Source organism: Streptomyces sp. NPDC008317, from assembly GCF_042955955.1.
Lineage (GTDB): Bacteria > Actinomycetota > Actinomycetes > Streptomycetales > Streptomycetaceae > Actinacidiphila.
The window spans coordinates 1-17,908 of record NZ_JBIBFQ010000003.1; the positions used below are offsets into that span (position 1 = coordinate 1).

Annotated in this window: 11 protein-coding genes; 4 read left to right on the forward strand and 7 right to left on the reverse strand. The window is 70.2% G+C overall.

The annotated features are described in order from the left end of the window. Positions 1 to 390: 390 nt before the first annotated feature. Positions 391 to 1,110: a chaplin family protein gene (locus tag ACFY9V_RS10020; protein ID WP_391050741.1), complete on the forward strand. Its 720-nt coding sequence runs from the start codon at positions 391 to 393 to the stop codon at positions 1,108 to 1,110. On the opposite strand, the gene ACFY9V_RS10025 is transcribed toward ACFY9V_RS10020, so the two are convergent. Then, a complete protein-coding gene (locus ACFY9V_RS10025; protein ID WP_355347663.1) occupies positions 1,080 to 2,078 on the reverse strand; it encodes a YihY/virulence factor BrkB family protein in 999 nt (332 codons plus the stop codon). The genes ACFY9V_RS10020 and ACFY9V_RS10025 overlap by 31 nt on opposite strands. A gap of 176 nt (positions 2,079 to 2,254) precedes the next feature. Here ACFY9V_RS10025 and ACFY9V_RS10030 point away from each other — a divergent pair, with 176 nt between their 5' ends. Further along, positions 2,255 to 3,340: an S-(hydroxymethyl)mycothiol dehydrogenase gene (locus tag ACFY9V_RS10030; protein WP_355347666.1), complete on the forward strand. Its 1,086-nt coding sequence runs from the start codon at positions 2,255 to 2,257 to the stop codon at positions 3,338 to 3,340. A gap of 85 nt (positions 3,341 to 3,425) precedes the next feature. Continuing rightward, positions 3,426 to 5,192 (forward strand): ATP-binding cassette domain-containing protein, encoded by a 1,767-nt coding sequence (locus tag ACFY9V_RS10035; protein WP_391050739.1) that lies wholly within the window; start codon positions 3,426 to 3,428, stop codon positions 5,190 to 5,192. A 91-nt stretch (positions 5,193 to 5,283) separates the two neighbouring features. Here ACFY9V_RS10035 and pgm read toward each other — a convergent pair whose 3' ends face one another. After that, the gene (pgm, locus tag ACFY9V_RS10040; protein ID WP_391160639.1) at positions 5,284 to 6,924 is read right to left on the reverse strand and encodes a phosphoglucomutase (alpha-D-glucose-1,6-bisphosphate-dependent); all 1,641 of its coding nucleotides are present in this window, start codon (positions 6,922 to 6,924) and stop codon (positions 5,284 to 5,286) included. Between the two features lie 245 nt (positions 6,925 to 7,169). Here pgm and ACFY9V_RS10045 point away from each other — a divergent pair, with 245 nt between their 5' ends. After that, positions 7,170 to 8,702, forward strand: coding sequence for an MFS transporter (locus ACFY9V_RS10045; RefSeq protein WP_355347675.1), 1,533 nt, complete (start codon positions 7,170 to 7,172; stop codon positions 8,700 to 8,702). Positions 8,703 to 8,758: 56 nt separating this feature from the next. Here the strand turns inward: ACFY9V_RS10045 and ACFY9V_RS10050 are convergent, their stop codons facing one another. The 5 genes from ACFY9V_RS10050 to ACFY9V_RS10070 all read right to left on the reverse strand — a co-directional run bounded on the left by ACFY9V_RS10050 (position 8,759) and on the right by ACFY9V_RS10070 (position 17,813). Continuing rightward, positions 8,759 to 9,211: a MarR family transcriptional regulator gene (locus tag ACFY9V_RS10050; RefSeq protein WP_391160640.1), complete on the reverse strand. Its 453-nt coding sequence runs from the start codon at positions 9,209 to 9,211 to the stop codon at positions 8,759 to 8,761. A 29-nt stretch (positions 9,212 to 9,240) separates the two neighbouring features. Further along, complete coding sequence (locus ACFY9V_RS10055; RefSeq protein WP_391161365.1) at positions 9,241 to 10,860, reverse strand: MFS transporter; 1,620 nt, start codon at positions 10,858 to 10,860, stop codon at positions 9,241 to 9,243. A 202-nt stretch (positions 10,861 to 11,062) separates the two neighbouring features. Further along, positions 11,063 to 11,575 carry a DUF664 domain-containing protein gene (locus ACFY9V_RS10060; RefSeq protein WP_355347681.1) on the reverse strand — a complete coding sequence of 171 codons (513 nt, stop codon included), beginning with the start codon at positions 11,573 to 11,575 and terminating at the stop codon, positions 11,063 to 11,065. Between the two features lie 253 nt (positions 11,576 to 11,828). Beyond that, entirely contained in the window at positions 11,829 to 13,262 is a 1,434-nt protein-coding gene (locus tag ACFY9V_RS10065) for a ricin-type beta-trefoil lectin domain protein (protein ID WP_355347684.1), read from the reverse strand. A 267-nt stretch (positions 13,263 to 13,529) separates the two neighbouring features. Then, complete coding sequence (locus ACFY9V_RS10070; protein WP_391160642.1) at positions 13,530 to 17,813, reverse strand: discoidin domain-containing protein; 4,284 nt, start codon at positions 17,811 to 17,813, stop codon at positions 13,530 to 13,532. Between the last annotated feature and the right edge of the window lie 95 nt (positions 17,814 to 17,908).

Below are 17,908 nucleotides of genomic sequence, written 5' to 3' on the forward strand. Positions count from 1 at the left end.
GCCCGGCCCCCCGCGTCCCCAGGCCCCCCAGCTTTTTCAGGCCCGGGCCCCCGCCCCCCCGGCGGGGGGGGGGGGGCGGCCCCCGCCCCCCCCCCCCCCCCCCCCCGGGCCGCCCCCCCCCCCGGGGGCCCCCGCCGCTGTCGTGTCGGGACAATCCGTTACCACGTTCCATCGGCCGCTCATGGGTAATTCATAGGAATAGCGGAACCGATAGCCGGAATACCGGGAAAAGTGCTGGCCGCACGTCCTGTCGGCCCGTCAGGGACGAGGCCGCGACACGGTCACTCGTTGGGGTGATTTATCCGTCGGCCATGACCTGATTGGCCCTGAGCGCGTTGTCTCCGGTGCGGGCATGCGGCCCGTGAGGATTTCCGGAAGGCAGGAAAGCGTATGAACAGGGTTGCCCAGAAGGGACTCGTCACCGCCATGGTCGCCGGCGGTCTGTTGGCGGGCGCCGGGTATGCCCAGGCCGATTCGGCCGCCCAGGGTGACACCACCGGATCGCCCGGTGTCCTGTCGGGCAATTCGGTGGAAGTGCCCGTCTCCATTCCGGTGAATGTATGCGGAAATACGATCAATGTGATCGGTTTGCTGAATCCGGTGACGGGCAACGCGTGCGCCAACACCTCGGCTCCGGCCGCCACGCACTCCTCCCCCGGTGCCAGGCCGGGTCGGCACGCGGGCGCACCGGCCGATGAGCGCGCCGTCCCCGCCGGGACGAACTCGGGCTCGGGCGGCGGCGCACACGCGGCGGGCGGCACCCGTAACTCGCCCGGCCTGCTGTCGGGCAACAGCATCCGGCTGCCGATCGACGTGCCCGTCAACATCACCGGCAACAGCGTCAATGTCGTCGGGATCGGCAACCCCTCCACCGGCAACACCTCGACGAACGGCTCGACTCCGCCGGTCGTCAAGCCCACTCCGGTGCCGACCACCCCGCCCGCCCCGGCCCACACTCCGGTTCCCGCGCCGCCGAACGTCGAGGACCCCGCGGCCCCGACGCTGGCGCACACCGGTGCGGACGGCCTGCCGTACACCGCCGGTGGCAGCGCCGCCCTGCTGCTCGGCGGCGTCGTGCTCTACCGCCGTTTCCGGCCCGGCCGCGGCTGAACCGGCAGCGGTGCGACGTCCGGGGCCGCTTCCGGCGTCTTGGACGCCGCCGGGGCCTCCGGCGGCGGCGCGGCCTTGCCGTCCAGTGCCCGCTGGGCGTTGAAGTGGGCGCCGACCAGCAGGGCCAGGTTGGAGAACCACAGCCACACCAGGAAGACCACGGTGCCGGCCAGCGGGCCGTAGAGCCGGTTGTACGTGCCCGCGCGGGCGGTGTACGCGGCGAATCCGACCGAGGTCAGCAGCCACAGCAGGACGGCGAGGGCGCCGCCGGGGGCCATCGCGCGCAGGCCGCGGGTGCCGCGGGGACCTGAGCGGAAGAGCACCAGGACCAGCGCGGCGGCCAGCACCAGCAGCAAGGGCCAGCGCAACACCCGCCAGGCGGTGATCACGGGGGTGTTCATGTGCGGCAGCTCCCCTATCCGGTGGGCGACCTCGCCGCTGACCACCAGGCTGCTGGCGCTGCACACCAGCAGGACGAGCAGCGCCACCGAGGTGATCACGATGCGCGGCGCGGTGCGCCAGGCGGGGCGGTGGTCGGTCACCCGGTACATCGAGTGCAGGGCGCGCCGGAAGACGCTGGAGTAGCTGCACGCCGACCAGACGGCGCCCGCGCTGCCGATGATCACCAGGGAGAGGGTCGCGGACCGGTCGTCGGCCATGTCCTGGAGCGCGGAGGCGACGATCGGCCGGGACGCGGTCGGGAGCAGGGAGGTGACCTCGGAGGCCAGCTGGTTCTCCGAGGCACCGCCCGCCAGGCCCAGCACCGACACGGTGACCAGCAGCGCGGGGAAGAGCGCGAGCACCGCGTAGTACGTGAGGGCCGCCGCCCGCTCCGTGGCGTCCTCCTCCCATGCCGCCCCTATGGCGCGGCCGAGGGCCCGGATGGCGCGGAAGGTCGCGACGGTCTTCGGCAGCCGTCTTCTGTCAGCCGGCCGCGTGCCGCGGACCGCGCTGTCCTCAGTGGTCAAAAGTGCCCCTCACAGCGTCGAGCGGTAGGCGACCTGTGGCCCGCAGTGACGTATGCCCGGTGCCGGTCCACCCATGTGCGCCTTTCCGGGTACTGCCCGCCGCGGGGTCGCGGCACCTATCGTCGGCAGCGAACAGTGGCCGAACGCTGGGCACACGACGAAGGGAAGGACCGGACATGGCACAGGAAGTCCGCGCAGTGATCGCACCGGGCAAGGGCGAGCCGGTACGGGTGGACACGGTGGTGGTGCCGGATCCGGGGCCGGGCGAGGCGGTGGTGCGGATCCAGGCGTGCGGGGTCTGCCACACCGACCTGCACTACCGGGAGGGCGCGATCAACGACGACTTCCCGTTCCTGCTCGGGCACGAGGCCGCCGGCGTGGTCGAGACCGTCGGCGACGGCGTCACCGAGGTCGCGCCGGGCGACTTCGTGATCCTCAACTGGCGGGCCGTGTGCGGCCGGTGCCGCGCGTGTCTGCGCGGGCGCCCCTGGTACTGCTTCGACACCCACAACGCGAAGCAGAAGATGACGCTCAAGGACGGCACCGAGCTGTCGCCCGCGCTGGGCATCGGCGCCTTCGCGGAGAAGACGCTGGTCGCGGCCGGGCAGTGCACGAAGGTCGACCCGGCGGTGTCGGCGTCGGTGGCCGGGCTGCTCGGCTGCGGGGTGATGGCCGGGATCGGCGCGGCGCTCAACACCGGGAACGTGGGCCGCGGCGACTCGGTCGCGGTCATCGGCTGCGGCGGCGTCGGCGACGCGGCCGTGGTGGGATCGCGGCTGGCCGGTGCGGCCAGGATCATCGCCGTCGACATCGACGACCGCAAGCTCGCCACGGCGTCCGCGATGGGCGCCACGCACACCGTCAACTCCCGCGACCGTGACGCCGTGGAGGCGATCCGCGAGCTGACCGGCGGGAACGGCGCCGACGTCGTGATCGACGCGGTCGGCCGCCCGGAGACGTACAAGCAGGCGTTCTACGCGCGCGATCTGGCCGGGACGGTGGTCCTGGTGGGGGTGCCGAGTCCGGAGATGACGCTGGAGCTGCCGCTGTTGGACGTGTTCGGCCGCGGCGGCGCGCTGAAGTCGTCGTGGTACGGCGACTGCCTGCCGTCGCGGGACTTCCCGATGCTGATCGACCTGCATCTCCAGGGGCGCCTGGACCTGGGCGCGTTCGTCACGGAGACCATCGCGCTGGACGAGGTGGAGGCGGCGTTCGCGCGGATGTCCGAGGGCGACGTATTGCGTTCGGTCGTGGTGCTGTAGCGGCTCTAAGGTGAAGGCGGGCGCATGCGCGATGAGGCGCATGCGCGCACCTGTACTGCGAAGACGTCATTTCGAGGAGCCTTCAATGGCGCTGCCGCAAGGCACGCTCAGCCACCGCTACCGCGGCGAACACCCCGTCCGTACCCTCCTCTACCTCTTCGAACCCGACCGTCGCCGGGTCGGGTTCGCCGTACTCGCCTTTTTCGCCAAGCACACCCCCGTCTGGCTGCTGCCGCTCATCACGGCCAACGTGGTCGACGTCGTCGTGCAGCACCGGCCGATATCGGTGCTGTGGTGGAACTCGGCCGTCCTGCTGGTGATCCTCAGCCTCAACCTCCCGCTGCACCTGGCGTACGTGCGCTGCATGCAGGGCTCGATCCGCAGGACCGGCACCCGGCTGCGCACCGCGATCTGCCAGCGGATGCAGCAGCTCTCCATCGGCTACCACTCCCGTGTCAGCGCCGGCGTGCTCCAGGCCAAGGTGATCAGGGATGTCGAGACCATCGAGACGGCGGCGCAGCAGACCGCCGACAACGGTCTGGCCGCGATCGCCACCCTGAGCGGCGGCCTGGTGGTGATCGGCATCCAGGCGCCCGCCTTCCTGCCGGTCTATCTGATCGTGGTGCCCGCCTCCGCGATGCTGGTGGTGCGGCTGCGCCGCCGGTTGCGGCACGACAACGAGTCCTTCCGCCAGCAGGTGGAGCAACTGTCCTCGCGGGTCAGCGAGATGACGACCCTGATCCCCATCACCCGTGCGCACGGCCTGGAGAACACCGCGCTGCACCGGGTGGACCGCACGCTGGGCGAGGTGCTGCACGCGGGGCTGCGGCTCGACCGGCTCAACGGCTGGTTCGGCTCGCTGGCCTGGATCCTGCTCAACGCGATCGGTGTGGCCTGCCTGGCGGGCTCGGCGCTGGTCGCCTACTACGGCTGGCTGAACGTTTCGGCGGGCACCGTGGTGATGCTCAGCGCGTACTTCTCCAGCCTCACCGGGTCGGTGACCACGCTGCTGACGCTGACCCCGCAGATCGGCAAGGGCCTGGAGTCGGTCCGCTCGATCGGCGAGGTGCTCCAGGCGCCCGACCTGGAGCAGAACGACGGCAAGGCCGAAGTGAAGGGCGTGGTGGGGCACTTCGAGTTCCGCGGGGTCGGCCACACCTATCCCGAGAGCGACCGGCCCTCGCTGGTCGACTTCGATCTGGACGTGCGGCCGGGCGAGACCGTCGCCCTGGTGGGCGGTTCCGGCGCGGGCAAGTCGACCGTGCTCAATCTGGTGATCGGCTTCCTGCGGCCGACGCATGGGCGGATTCTGCTCGACGGCGTCGACATGGAGGATCTGGACCTGCGCGACTACCGGACCTGGCTGTCGGTGGTGCCGCAGGACTCGATCCTGTTCGAGGGCACCGTCCGCGACAACGTCACCTACGGCATGACCGATGTGCCGGAGGAGAGAGTCAGGGCGGCGCTGCGGGACGCCAACGCGCTGGAGTTCATCGACCGGATGACGCACGGTCTCGACACCGTCGTCGGTGAGCGGGGCGCCCGGCTCTCCGGCGGGCAGAAGCAGCGGCTGGCCATCGCCCGCGCGCTGATCCGCGACCCGCGCGTGCTGGTCCTGGACGAGGCGACGTCCGCGCTCGACTCCCGCTCGGAGGCGCTGGTCCAGCAGGCGCTGACCCGGCTGGTGCGCGGCCGTACGGTCTTCGTGGTGGCCCACCGGCTGTCCACGATCCGCAACGCCGACCGTATCGTCGTCCTGGACGAGGGCCGTATCGCGGAAGTCGGACCGCACGCCGAGCTGGTGCGCGGCGGCGGCGCGTACGCGGGTCTCCAGGCCGCCCAACTGGCCTGAGCCGCCCGCGCGTCGAAGGGCCTGTCGTCCCTCACCCGACGGAGCGGAGCACGCGCTCCGGGGTCGCTCCGTCGGGTGGAGGGCTCGGCCGTCAGCCGTTCAGGGCACGGGCGACGATGGCCTGTGCCTCCTCCTGGACGGTGGCGAGGTGGTCGTCGCCGAGGAAGGACTCGGCGTAGACCTTGTAGACGTCCTCCGTCCCCGAAGGCCGCGCGGCGAACCAGGCGTTGTCGGTGCTGACCTTGATGCCGCCCAGGGCCGCGTTGTTGCCGGGGGCGTGGGTGAGCACGGAGGTGACGGGGTCTCCGGCGAGTTCGGCGGCGGGCACCTGCTTGGGCGAGAGCTCGGCGAGTACGGTCTTCTCCTCGCGGGTCGCGGGCGCGTCGATCCGCGCGTAGGAGGGGGCGCCGAAGCGCTCCGTGAGGTCCGCGTAGTGCTCGGACGGGGTGCGGCCGGTGACGGCGGTGATCTCGGCGGCCAGCAGTGCCAGCAGGATGCCGTCCTTGTCGGTGGTCCACACCGAGCCGTCGCGCCGCAGGAAGGACGCGCCCGCCGACTCCTCGCCGCCGAAGGCCAGGGTGCCGCCGAGCAGCCCGTCCACGAACCACTTGAAGCCGACCGGGACTTCGGTCAGCGGACGGCCGAGGTCGGCCACCACCTTGTCGATCATCGAGGACGACACCAGCGTCTTGCCGATCGCCAGGTCGGGCCGCCACTGCTCGCGGTGCCGCGACAGATAGGAGATGGCGACGGCCAGGTAGTGGTTGGGGTTCATCAGGCCGCCGTCGGGCGTGACGATGCCGTGCCGGTCGGCGTCCGCGTCGTTGCCGGTGGCGATGCGGTACTCGTCCTTGCGGGCGATCAGCGACGCCATCGCGTACGGCGACGAGCAGTCCATCCGGATCTTGCCGTCCCAGTCGAGCGTCATGAAGCGCCAGGTGGGGTCGGCGACCGGGTTCACCACGGTCAGGTCGAGGCCGTGCCATTCGGCGATCCGGCCCCAGTACTGGACCGACGCGCCGCCCAGCGGGTCCGCGCCGATCGTGACGCCCTCGCGCCGTACGGTCTCCAGGTCGAGCACCGACGGCAGGTCGTCCACGTAGCGGCCGAGGAAGTCGTAGCGCCCGGTGGTGTCGGCGGCGAGCGCCCGGGTGTACGGGACGCGGCGCACGCCCTTGAGGCCGTCGGCGATCAGCTCGTTGGCCCGGTCCTGGATCCAGCCGGTGGCGTCGGAGGCGGCGGGGCCGCCGCTCGGCGGGTTGTACTTGAAGCCGCCGTCCGCGGGCGGGTTGTGCGAGGGGGTGACGACCACGCCGTCGGCGAGGTGGGTGGTACGGCCCCTGTTGTACGACAGGATCGCGTGCGAAACGGCCGGGGTGGGCGTCCAGCCGTCGCTCTCGTCGATCAGCACCGAGACCTCGTTGGCGGCGAAGACCTCGAGCGCGGTGACCCGCGCGGGCTCGGACAGCGCGTGCGTGTCGGCGCCGAGGAAGAGCGGTCCCGTGGTGCCCTGCGCGGTGCGGTAGTCGCAGATCGCCTGGCTGGTGGCGGCGATGTGGTCCTCGTTGAACGCGGTGTTCAGCGACGAGCCGCGGTGCCCCGAGGTGCCGAACGCCACCCGCTGGCCGGTCTCGCCGGGGTCCGGGTGCAGCGCGTAGTAGGCCGTGATCAGGCGGGGTACGTCCACCAGGTCGTCCGGCCGTGCCGGTGTTCCGGCGCGCTCGTGCGGCATCCGCGTCTCCTTCGCTGCGTCATCGGTCGGGCCTGCCCTGACCATTCTTACCCCCGATGCGCGCCGGTGATCAGCGGGCGCGGTCGCGGTCGCGTGGCGGGCACGGTCGGGAATGCGCGGCGGGCGTGGTCGGGGTCGCTTGGCGGGCACGGTCGGGGGTGGGCGGCGGGCGTGGTTTTCACGGTTGCCGCGGCGCGGGGCCGCGACACTCACGCCTCGGCTCCCGGCGCTCTATGGTGACGGTCATGAGTAATCCGGAGCCGCCCGCCGAGGGTGTGCGGCTCTCCTCGGCGACCGGGCGCTGGGTGCTGGCCTGCTCGGTGCTCGGCTCGGGCATGGCGATGCTGGACGGCACCATCGTCAACATCGCGCTCCCCCGGATCGGGGAGGGCCTCGGCGCGACCCTGGCGGCGCTCCAGTGGACCGTCAACGGCTATCTGCTGACGCTCGCCGGGCTGATCCTGCTCGGCGGCGGCCTCGGTGACCGGTACGGGCGCAGGAAGGTCTTCGTCATCGGCGTCGTCTGGTTCGCGCTGGCGTCCGCGCTGTGCGGCGCGGCACCCGACAGCGGCGTGCTGATCGCGGCGCGGGCGCTCCAGGGCGTGGGCGGGGCGCTGCTGACGCCCGGTTCGCTCGCCCTGGTGCAGTCCACGTACCGCCCGCAGGACCGCGCGAAGGCGGTCGGCGCCTGGTCGGGCCTCGGCGGCGTGGCGGGCGCGATCGGCCCGTTCCTCGGCGGCTATCTGGTGGACGGTCCCGGCTGGCGGTGGATCTTCCTGATCAATCTGCCGCTGGCGGCGGTCGTGGTGGCCATCGCCGTCCGGCACGTGCCGGAGAGCCGCGACCGTACGGCGAGCGGGAGCTTCGACATCCTGGGCGCGGTACTGGCCGCGCTCTGCCTCGCGGGCGTCACCTACGCCCTGATCAGCGCGTCCGGTCACCCCTCCCCCGTCGCGGTCGCCGTGCCCGCGGCGGCGGGTCTGGCGTGCGGCTGGGCCTTCCTGCGCACCGAGCGGCGCCGCCCGTCCCCGATGCTGCCGCTGTCGGTCTTCGCCTCGAAGCTGTTCACCTCGATGAATCTGGTGACGCTCTGTCTGTACGCGGCCATCGGCGGGGTGTTCTTCGTGCTGCCGGTGCAGCTCCAGATCGCCGCCGGGTACAGCGCGCTGCGTGCCGGTCTCGCGACGCTGCCGGTGACCGTCCTGATGCTGCTGCTGTCCGCGCCCGCGGGCGCGCTCGCCCAGCGGATCGGGCCGCGCTGGCCGCTGACGGTCGGTCCGCTGGTCACCGCGTGCGGCCTGCTGCTGCTCACCCGCGTGTCGCCGGACACCTCCTCGTACGTCGTCGACGTGCTGCCCGCCGTCGTCGTCCAGGGGCTCGGCATGTGCCTGTTCGTGGCGCCGCTCACCGCGACCGTGCTGGCCTCGGTGGAGGTCGATCACGCGGGGGTGGCCAGCGGGGTGAACAACGCGGCGGCCCGCGTGGCGCAACTGCTGATCGTCGCGGCCCTCCCCCTGGCCGTCGGCCTGTCCGACCACGCCTACCGGTCGCCGCACGCGGTGAACTCGGCGTTCGGGAAGGCGATGCTGATCTGTGCGGGCCTGTGCGCCGTCGCCGCGGTGCTGGCCGCGGTGCTGGTGCCGTCGGGTGCGCTGCGCGAGGACGGGGCGAAGGGGCCGCTCGCGCAGCCGGAGTGCGCGCCGCACTGCGGTGTGCTGGCGCCCCCGGTCGAGCCGGGCCGGCCCGAGCGGCCCGGACAGCCGGAGCAGCCCGCCTGAGAGGCGAGGGCAGCCGAGGAGGCAGTCCGTAAGGGCCGGAGGCCAGTCCGCCGGGGTCAGTCCGGCAGGGTCCGTTCGGTGAGGAGCAGTTCCAGGACGGGGAGCGCCGCGTCCAGCGTCGCGCGCTGCTCGTCGGTGAGCCACGCCATCCTCCGGGCGAGCAGTGCCGCCCGCTCGCGGCGGATGCGCTCCAGCAGGGCGCGCCCTTCCGGGGTGATGCTGACGAGCCAGGAGCGGCCGTCGGAGGGGTCGGCCTCCTTGCCGATCAGCCCGGCCTCCGACAGCGGCCTGACCGTACGGGTCAGGGAGGGGGCGGCGACCTGTTCGCGGGCGGCGAGTTCACCGAGCCGGATGGGGCCGAACTGCCCGATCCTGGCGAGCGCGGAGAGCTGCGCGTACGTCAGGTTGAGGTCGTCGGCGGACGCCTGGGCGAGCTGGCGGTAGAGCCGGGCCACGATCAGCGCGACCGCGGCCGGAGTGGCGCCCCCGCGCCCGTCGGTGTGGTCCATGGCGGGGGGCGCCTCCTCGGTCGGTTCGGTTACTCCTGCGGGGCGTGGGCCGCGCGGACGGCGCGGCTGCGGATCAGTGACGCGCCCGCCGCGACCAAGGACATCACGATGGCCAGGGCGAACACCACCACGAGGCCGTCGTGGAACGGCCCGGAAATCAGGTGCGGGAAGAATTCACGGCCGGTGAGCGTGTGCTGGTTGGCCGCCGGGAGCTTGCCGAGCAGGTCGGGGCCGAGCAGGTGCTGGATCGGGTTGTAGCCGAGGAAGGCCGCGAAGAGCGTGCCGACCGGCGGCAGATTGGCGATCTCGTGCGCGTTGGCCCCCGGCACGCCCTGGGCGACCAGGCCGCTGCTGAGGGTGCCGGGCAGCGAGCGGGCGAGTCCGGCGACCATGAGCGAGAAGAACACGCCGATGGAGAGCACCATGCCCGCGTTCTGGAAGGTGGCGCGCATGCCGGAGGCGGCGCCGCGGGCCTCGGCGGGCACGCTCGCCATGATGATCGAGGTGTTCGGCGCCGCGAACAGACCGCCGCCGACCCCGTTGAGGAAGATCAGGAACGCGAAGGCCAGATAGTTGAAGTCGGTGGGGAGCAGCAGCAGTCCCGCGAAGGACGCGGCCATCACCACGAATCCGGCGGCGGCGAAGAGCCTGGCGCCGTACCGGTCGGAGAAGTAGCCCGCGATGGGCCCGGAGACCAGGAAGCCGACGGTGAGCGGCAGCAGGAAGATACCGGCCCACAGCGGGGTGTCGACGTAGTCGTAGCCGTGCAGGGGCAGCCAGATGCCCTGGAGCCAGATGATCAGCATGAACTGGAGGCCGCCGCGGGCGATGGAGCCGAGCAGGGTGGCCGCGTTGCCGCCCGCGAAGGCCACGTTGCGGAACAGGCCGAGCGGGAACATCGGCTCGCGCACCTTGGCCTCGACGAGGCAGAAGACGGCGAGCATCGCGACGCCGCCGATCAGGCCCGCGAGTACCCAGGGGTTGGTCCAGCCCATGGTGTGGCCGCCGTAGGGCTGGATGCCGTAGGTGATGCCCGCGAGCAGCGCGGTCAGGCCGACGGCGAAGGTGACGTTGCCCCACCAGTCGACTCTGGCCTTGCGGCGGACGCCGGTCTCGTGGAGCGAGCGGTAGGCCCAGACGGTGCCGATCAGGCCGATCGGGACGTTGACCCAGAAGATCGAGCGCCAGTCCCACTCGGAGAGCAGGCCGCCGAGGACCAGGCCGATGAAGGATCCGGCGATTCCCGCGACCATGTTCACGCCGAGCGCCATGCCGCGCTGGCGGGCCGGGAAGGCGTCGGTGATGATCGCGGCCGAGTTGGCCATCAGCATCGAGCCGCCGACGGCCTGGGCGACGCGCCAGCCGATCAGCCAGAGCGCGCCGCCGCCGCCCTGCATCGGGTCCAGGGAGAGGATCACCGAGGTGACGGTGAAGATCAGGAAGCCGGAGTTGTAGATCTTGACCCGGCCGAGGATGTCCCCGAGCCGGCCGAGGGTGACCACGAGGACCGCCGTGACCAGCATGTATCCCATCAGCATCCAGAGCAGATAGCTGACGTTGCCGGGCTGGAGGGGGTCGAGGTGGATACCGGTGAAGATCGCGGGGAGCGAGATCAGCACGATCGAGGAGTTGATCGTGGCGATCAGCATGCCGAGCGTGGTGTTCGACAGTGCCACCCATTTGTAGCGCGGATGGTCGGCCGCTATGCGCGGTGGCCTCCGTTGTATTCGTGCCGCTGGCTCTTCGGCCGTCTTCTCGCTCGCCAACCCTCACACCCCACAGGTCGCGCAGGTACTTAACTTAGGTTAAGTAACTCTAACACCGAAGGGTGAACGGCCGACGCCGACGCCGTCACCGCCTGCGCATCAGCAGCCCCCGCAGATACGCCGCCTGCCCGGCGTGCTGCAGGTCGTCGGAGACGACGCTGATCAGGCGTACGCCCAGGGTCACCGGCGGATTCCAGCGCTTGTCCACGACGCGGTCGAGGTCGTCGTCGGTCAGCTCCCGCACATGGCGGACGGTGTTCTCGTATACGGCGTCGTGGTAGCCGGTGAGCAGGTCGGCGGAGCTCACCCGGACGGCGGCGACGTCGTCCGGACCGTCGCCGTAGCCGATCGCCCCGGCGGGGAAGGGCAGGTCGAAGCGGGCGTCCCAGCCCTGCGCGGTCCAGGCCTGCTCGGTGCCCGCGACCTCGGCGACATGGTCGTCCTGGACGCGGGTCAGGTGCCAGATCAGCCAGCCGACGCTGTTGGCGCCCTCGTCCACGCGGAAGGCCAGCTCTTCGGGGGTGAGGCCGTCCACGGCGTCGTGGACCACTTCCTGGATCCGGCCGAAGGCGTCGGCCAGCAGTTCCGTGCTGTTCATCGGGGCTCCTCGTTAAGGATCGACAGCGGGCCACCGATGACAAGCGGCGGCGCCCCCTACTCCTTCCCGCCCCGCGCACATACTCCGCAATATCTCCGTACCGCAGATTTTTTACGTATCCACGTCGATTGTTTGCGAGGAGCCCGTAAGATCACTGCGGTACAGCGCACCGGTCCCGGGCGGGTGACATCGTCCCCGCCCGGGACCGGTCGATTCGCCTGTCCGCTCAGCTAGCGCTCAGCGGACGCGCGGGTCACGAAGGCAGCGTCCACTGCTGGTTCGCACCGCCCGCGCAGGTCCAGATCTGGAGCCGGGTGCCGTTGGCGGAGCTGGGCCCGGTCGCGTCCAGGCACTTGCCCGAGCCGGTGTTGACCAGGGTGCTGCCGCTGCGGGTCCACTTCTGGGCGGCCGTGCCGTTGCAGTCGTAGAGCTGCACCTGGCTGCCGTTGGCGGTGCCCGCCGCGGCCACGTCCATGCACTTGCCGAGCGCCTGGAGCGAGTTGTCGCTGCCGACCGTCCAGTTCTGCGCGGTGGTGCCGTTGCAGTCGTAGAGCTGGACCGCCGCGCCGTTGGCGCTGCTCGCGGAGGCCACGTCCACGCACTTGTTGGCGTAACCGGACCGGATCGGCCCGGTGGCGCCGCCGGTGGGCGGCGGAGTGGTGCCGCCGCCGGTGATGGCGTTGAAGATGCTGGAGAACTGGTACTGCGACTGGGGTGTGCCGCTGCACGAGTCCGACAACTGGCCGTTGGTGGCGCATGCCTTGTCACGGCCGAGCGACCAGAAGGACAGCTCCTGGATGCCGTTGTTCTTCGCGAAGGTCTCCAACGACTGCGCGTTGGCGGTCGAGAAGACCTCGTTGGTCGAGTCGTTCACCCCGATCATGGGGGTGTTGCCCTCCATCGCCCAGAGCTGCGCGGAGGTCTTGGTGTTCCAGATGGCGCCGAGCTGGCTGTGCAGCGCGGTGGCCGCGCTGATGGCCGCCTGGCCCATGTCCATCGACGGCCCGTAGTCCATCGTCATGATGTTGACGAGGTTGACGTTGAGGCCGTTGCTCTTGGCGTTGTTCAGCAGGCTGAGCGAGTTGGACTCCAGGCCCGTGGGGTTGACCGGGAGCGTGTAGTCGATGTCGAGCTTCTTGCCGGCCGCCGCGTACTCCTGCTGGAGCTGCGCGAGGGCCTGGTTGCGCCGGTCGTTGGCGGTGGTGTTGTTGAGCGCGCCGCCCTCGATGTCGAAGTCGAGGCGGGTCAGGTTGAGTCCGTCGATCACGCGCTTGTACTGGGTCTTGAGCGCGGCGACCGACGTACAGGAGATGCCGATCTCGGTGCCGCCCGCGCCGCCGAAGGAGGCGATGACATCGCCGCCGCCGGACCGCAGGGTGTTGATGGCCGACGTCCAGCTCGCGTCGGTGACCGAGGTACTGCCGTTGAAGGTGGCGTTGCAGCCGCCGCCGTCGATGACGAACGCGAGGGTGAAGTACTTCAGCCCGGTGGCGTTCTTCACCGCCGCCAGCGCCGACGGGGAGTTCCAGACCTCGGCGTAGGGCGCCGCGTACTGCGCGGGGAAGCCGGGGCCCGGATTGGCCGCGGCCTGCGCCGGAGCGCCCGCGGCCAGCAGCAGTCCCGCCGCGAGTGCGGGGACGGCGGCGAGTGCGGTCAGCGCCTTGAGCCGAATGCGCGGTCTGTTCATGGGGGGAGACCTTCCGGTAGCGGACAGCCGGACCCGCGCACCCGGATCGGTTCTGATCCGTGAACGGCGGACTCCGACATGACTGAGGGCGCATCGGCGAAGGTAGGACTAGACCAATGCCACGTCAAGCCCTCACGTTCACCAACTGAAGACAACCGCACGCCTTTTGCTCTCCAACCCCGCCCGCGAACGCATGCGGGAGGTGCCCGCGTTCGAGAGCCGAACGCGGACACCTCCCAGCTGACGGCCGCTCCTCAGCGGCTGCCCTTAGTTGTTGACCTTGATGGTGAAGGTCGAGGTGGTGTTCTTGATGTCCTGGAAGTTGTCGCTCAGGTGCAGACCGTTGAAGGTGACGGAACCAACGGCCGGTCCCTGGCCGGCCTCCGGCAGCTCATTGGCCCACAGACCGAATCCCGACTTCGCGTCGTACGCGTCACCGCTCTTGTGGGCACCGGTGATCGAGATGTTGGTCAAGATGGTGTCCGTGATCGGGAACTGCGGCTGACCGCCCACGTAGTTGGTCTGGAACATGATGCCGCTGTACGTCGGATCGGTGATGTCCACATCGCTGATGCGGATTCCCTGGAACACCTTCGAGGCCGAGAACAGCCAGATGGCGGGGAAGGTCTGGCCGTTCCAGAAGTGACCGCCCGTTCTGGCGAGCGACACGTTCTGGATGTTGGTCGGCACGGTTCCGAAGCCGTTCATCGCGTAACCGAAGTCCAGCGAGCTGACGGTGATTCCGGAGTAGACCAGGGTGTCCGCGATGTAGATGTTCCGGAAGGTGTTGTTGTACCCGCCGTACACCGCGACGCCCGCCGCGCGCCAGGTCAGCAGCGACGTCAGGTTCTCGAACACGTTGTTCTTCTCGTCCGCGCCGCCGGCGTCGATGGCGGAGAACAGCGCGAAGCTGTCGTCACCGGTCGCCCGCGACTCGTTGTTGAAGACGTGGTTGTCCGTGGAGCCGTTCGTCATGTTGACGCCGTCGGCGAACGTGTCACGGATACGGGAGTTGCTGATCACCATGTTGTCGGTGTTGGCACCCCAGTACATGCAGACCGTGTGCTCGACCCAGATGTTGTCGATGGTCATGTTGGCCACGTTGGAGAGGTCGAAGACCTTTCCGGGACCGTCGATGCGCGAGGTGTAGTTGCCGAAGAACGCGAATCCGGAGAACGTCGTCCCGTTGGCGGTGGCGTCCGCGCGGAATCCGGCGTCGGTGTTCGACTGGTCGGCCGGAGTGCGGAAGCGGGTGAACCACGGACCGGCGCCGATCACCTTGATCGACCGGCCGTAGACCTGGAACTTCTGGGCGGTCGAGTAGTCACCGGTCGGCAGGTAGACGCCGAGCTTGGTGGTGTCCTGTCGCGCCGCGTCCAGGGCGTTCTGCACGTCCTGCTGGGTGAAGCCGGCCGGCACGACGTACTTCGTCGGGTCCGGGTTCGGGATCACCGTGGCCTGCTCGGTGTTGATGAAGTCGATCGCGTACGTGCTGGTGTTCGCGGCGTCCTTCTGGAGCTTGATCGTGCTGCCCGCCGGGACGGTCGTCCCGAGCAGCAGGTTGGCCTCGTCGTAGATGTGACGGGGGCCGCCCGCACCCGGGCTGTTGCCGGGGCCGGTCTCGTTGCCGTACAGCCAGGCGTACTTGGACGTCAGGTCGATGGCCTTGAGGAACGTGCCGTTGACGTAGACGTTCAGGTTGGAGTTGATGCCGTCGCCGCCCGCGGCGTCCGGGATGGAGTAGCGGACCACCAGCGTGTTGGTGCTGGCGCGGGTGGTGAAGGACACCGACTGCCCGGTGGAGTTGAGCGTCACCGCCTTGCGGCCGGACGCCTCGCCCGCGATGTCGCCGACGGTCCGGTTGGGACCGACGACCTGGGCGCCGCCGCCGAGCACGCCGTCCTCGGCCTCGTACGAGTCGTACGGCATGTTGGCGCCGCGACCGACGAAGAAGGACAGGGTGCTGGTGTTGTTGGCCTGCTTGGTCGCCACCTCGTTGGCGTCGACGGCGATCACCGTCTTCACGGTGTACTTGCCGTTGACCGCGGTCCAGCTACCCAGGTTGATCGGGCTGGTGGTCGCTCCGGCCGCGATGGCGCCGCTGTAGGAGCCGGTCAGCGTCTTGATGACACTGCCGGTGGTGGCGTCGGCCAGGGTGAGCGTGACGTTGTGCGCGCCGCTCGCCGAGGCCACGGTGCCCTGGTTCTTGATGGCCACCGAGAAGTTGACGTTGTTGCCCGCCGACGGGTTGCCCGGCGACCAGGCGACCGGCGAGGCCACCAGGTCGGAGGTGTCGACCGGCTTGACCACCAGGGCGGTGGGGTTGGTGTAGCTGTTGTTGGTCTCGTTCTGCTCGACGACCTTGTTGGACTCGTCGACCTTGGCGGTGAGCTGGTAGCTGCCCGCGTCCTTCGCGCCGATGTTGGCGGTCACGACGCTGCTCGCGCCCGCGGCCAGCGCGCCGACGGTGCCGGTGCCGACCTTGGTGGTGCCGAGGTAGAAGTTGACGTCGGTGGAGGCCGCCGCGTCGGTGCCGATGTTCTTCACCGTCGCGCTGAGCGTGATCGGGTCGGTCTCGATCGGCGAGGCGGGCGAGGCCGTCAGGGAGCTGACGGTCAGATCGGGGTTGGGCCCCGGTACGCCGATGACCTGGAACTCGGCCGCCTGGCCGCCGCCCGCACCGGTGTTGGAGCTGAAGGTGAGGCGCACGTCAGCGACCCGGCCGGAGACCGGGATCGTCACCGAGTTGCCGGTGGACGGGCTGAAGTTGTACGCGGTCGCGGGCGAGAGCTGGGTGAACGTGCTCGCGCTCTGCTCCCGGCCGGAGACCGCGATGGTCTGGGTCCGGTTGCCCCACGAGGCGTCGGGGTTGAGCTTGACCACCACGGAGCTGGTGTCCACGTTGGAGCCCAACGAGACGGTCAGGGTGCTGGTGCCGCTGCCTTCCCAGTACGTCGACAGGCTGTCGTCGTTGGCGTTGGCGGCGACGAAGTTCTGCACGGTGGCGGACGCGACGATCGGCTTGCCGACCGCCAGGTTCGTACCGCCGACACTGGTGCCGTTGCGGGTCACCGTGTTGCTGTTCGCCGACTCGTTCCCGGCCGCGTCCTTGGCCCGTACGAAGTACGAGACGGTCGCGGTGTCGGGCTGGCTGTCGGTGTAGGTCAGCACGTTGGCCGCGGTGGTGGCGATCTGGCTGCCGTTGCGGAAGACCTCGTAGCCGGTGACACCGACGTTGTCGCTCGACGCCGTCCAGGTCAGCTTGATCTGGCCGGAGGCGGGCTGGGTGTACGCCAGGCTGCCCGGTGCGGTCGGCGCCTGCGTGTCACCCGAGGTGCCGGTGCGCGTCACGGTGTTGCTGTGCGCCGACTGGTTGCCCGCCGCGTCCTTGGCGACCACGTAGTACGCCACGGTCGCGGTGTCGGGCTGGCTGTCGGTGTACGTCAGCACGTTCCCGGCCACCGAAGTACGCAGCGCGCCGTTGGCGTACACGTCGTAGCCGGTGACGCCCGTGTCGTCGGTGGAGGCGCTCCAGGTCAGCTTGACCTGGCCGGACGCGGGCTGGGTGTACGCCAGGTTGGCGGGCGCGGTCGGCGCGGTGGTGTCACCGGTCGTCGGCCCGTACACCTCGAACTCGGATATCTGGCCCGCGGGCCAGCCGGTGTTGCCGGTGATGTTCAGCCGGACGTACCGGGTCGTCGTCGAGTTGAAGTTGATGGTCACCGTGTTGGCCGACGACGGGTTGAAGGAGTAACCCGCCGAGGCGACGATGTCGGTGAACGTGGTGCCGTTGGTGCTGCCCTGGACGGCCAGGGTCTGCGTGCGCGTCGACCAGCTCGTGGCCGGCGGCAGCTTCAGCACGACCTGGTTGACCGCCACCGCGGAGCCGAGGTCGACCCGGAGCCACTGCGGGAAGGCGTTGTTGGAGCTCTCCCAGTACGAATTCGCGTCACCGTCAACGGCGTTGCCCGAGCCGTAGACGTCCGCGTGGCTGGACTCCGCGGTCGGCTTGCCCTTGGCGAGGTTGACCGTCGAGGCCGCGGCGGCCTGCGCGGTGATCTCGGAGAGCTGGGCGGAGGACCCGGCGGAGTTCCCGGTCACCTCGGCGCGCACGTAGTGCGCCATGGAGGCCGGGAAGGAGATCTTGACGGTGTTGCCGGTCGACGGGCTGAAGGTGTACTTCGCCGAGCCGACCAGGGTGTTGAAGGTCTCGCCGTCCTCGCTCGCCTGGATCGAGAGCGTCTCCGACCTGGACTTCCACCCCGAGGGGACCTTCAGCCGCACCTGGTCGATGCGGGTGGTGCGGCCCAGGTCGATCTGCGCCCACTGCGGCAGGGACTTGCCCGAACTCTGCCAATAGGTGTTCTGGTCGCCGTCGTTGAGGTGGGCGGCGCTGTTCTTGCCGCTGGTGCTACTGACCGAGACCGCGCTGTCGGTCGCCGGACTTGGCTCTCCCGATGCCATGGCGGGAAGAGCGGACCCGCCCAGGAGCAGCAGGCTCGTCGCGGTCACCCCCGCCATCAGCCGTGGGATGGAGCGCTTCGTTCTCATAGCGTCCCTCTATGTCGTGTCCGGCGCTTCGTCGCGACCGGAGCGGTGGGAGGTTCAGGAGACGGACTATCCGAAACGTGCGGGTTGAGCATATG

What these genes read in the sequence shown, in the direction of transcription:
- ACFY9V_RS10045 (WP_355347675.1), top strand. Translation starts at nt 7,170, where the DNA reads ATGAGTAATCCGGAGCCGCCCGCCGAGGGTGTGCGGCTCTCCTCGGCG.
- ACFY9V_RS10050 (WP_391160640.1), bottom strand. Translation starts at nt 9,211, where the DNA reads ATGGACCACACCGACGGGCGCGGGGGCGCCACTCCGGCCGCGGTCGCG.
- pgm (WP_391160639.1), bottom strand. Translation starts at nt 6,924, where the DNA reads ATGCCGCACGAGCGCGCCGGAACACCGGCACGGCCGGACGACCTGGTG.
- ACFY9V_RS10055 (WP_391161365.1), bottom strand. Translation starts at nt 10,860, where the DNA reads ATGCTGATCGCCACGATCAACTCCTCGATCGTGCTGATCTCGCTCCCC.
- ACFY9V_RS10020 (WP_391050741.1), top strand. Translation starts at nt 391, where the DNA reads ATGAACAGGGTTGCCCAGAAGGGACTCGTCACCGCCATGGTCGCCGGC.
- ACFY9V_RS10030 (WP_355347666.1), top strand. Translation starts at nt 2,255, where the DNA reads ATGGCACAGGAAGTCCGCGCAGTGATCGCACCGGGCAAGGGCGAGCCG.
- ACFY9V_RS10065 (WP_355347684.1), bottom strand. Translation starts at nt 13,262, where the DNA reads ATGAACAGACCGCGCATTCGGCTCAAGGCGCTGACCGCACTCGCCGCC.
- ACFY9V_RS10035 (WP_391050739.1), top strand. Translation starts at nt 3,426, where the DNA reads ATGGCGCTGCCGCAAGGCACGCTCAGCCACCGCTACCGCGGCGAACAC.
- ACFY9V_RS10060 (WP_355347681.1), bottom strand. Translation starts at nt 11,575, where the DNA reads ATGAACAGCACGGAACTGCTGGCCGACGCCTTCGGCCGGATCCAGGAA.
- ACFY9V_RS10070 (WP_391160642.1), bottom strand. Translation starts at nt 17,813, where the DNA reads ATGAGAACGAAGCGCTCCATCCCACGGCTGATGGCGGGGGTGACCGCG.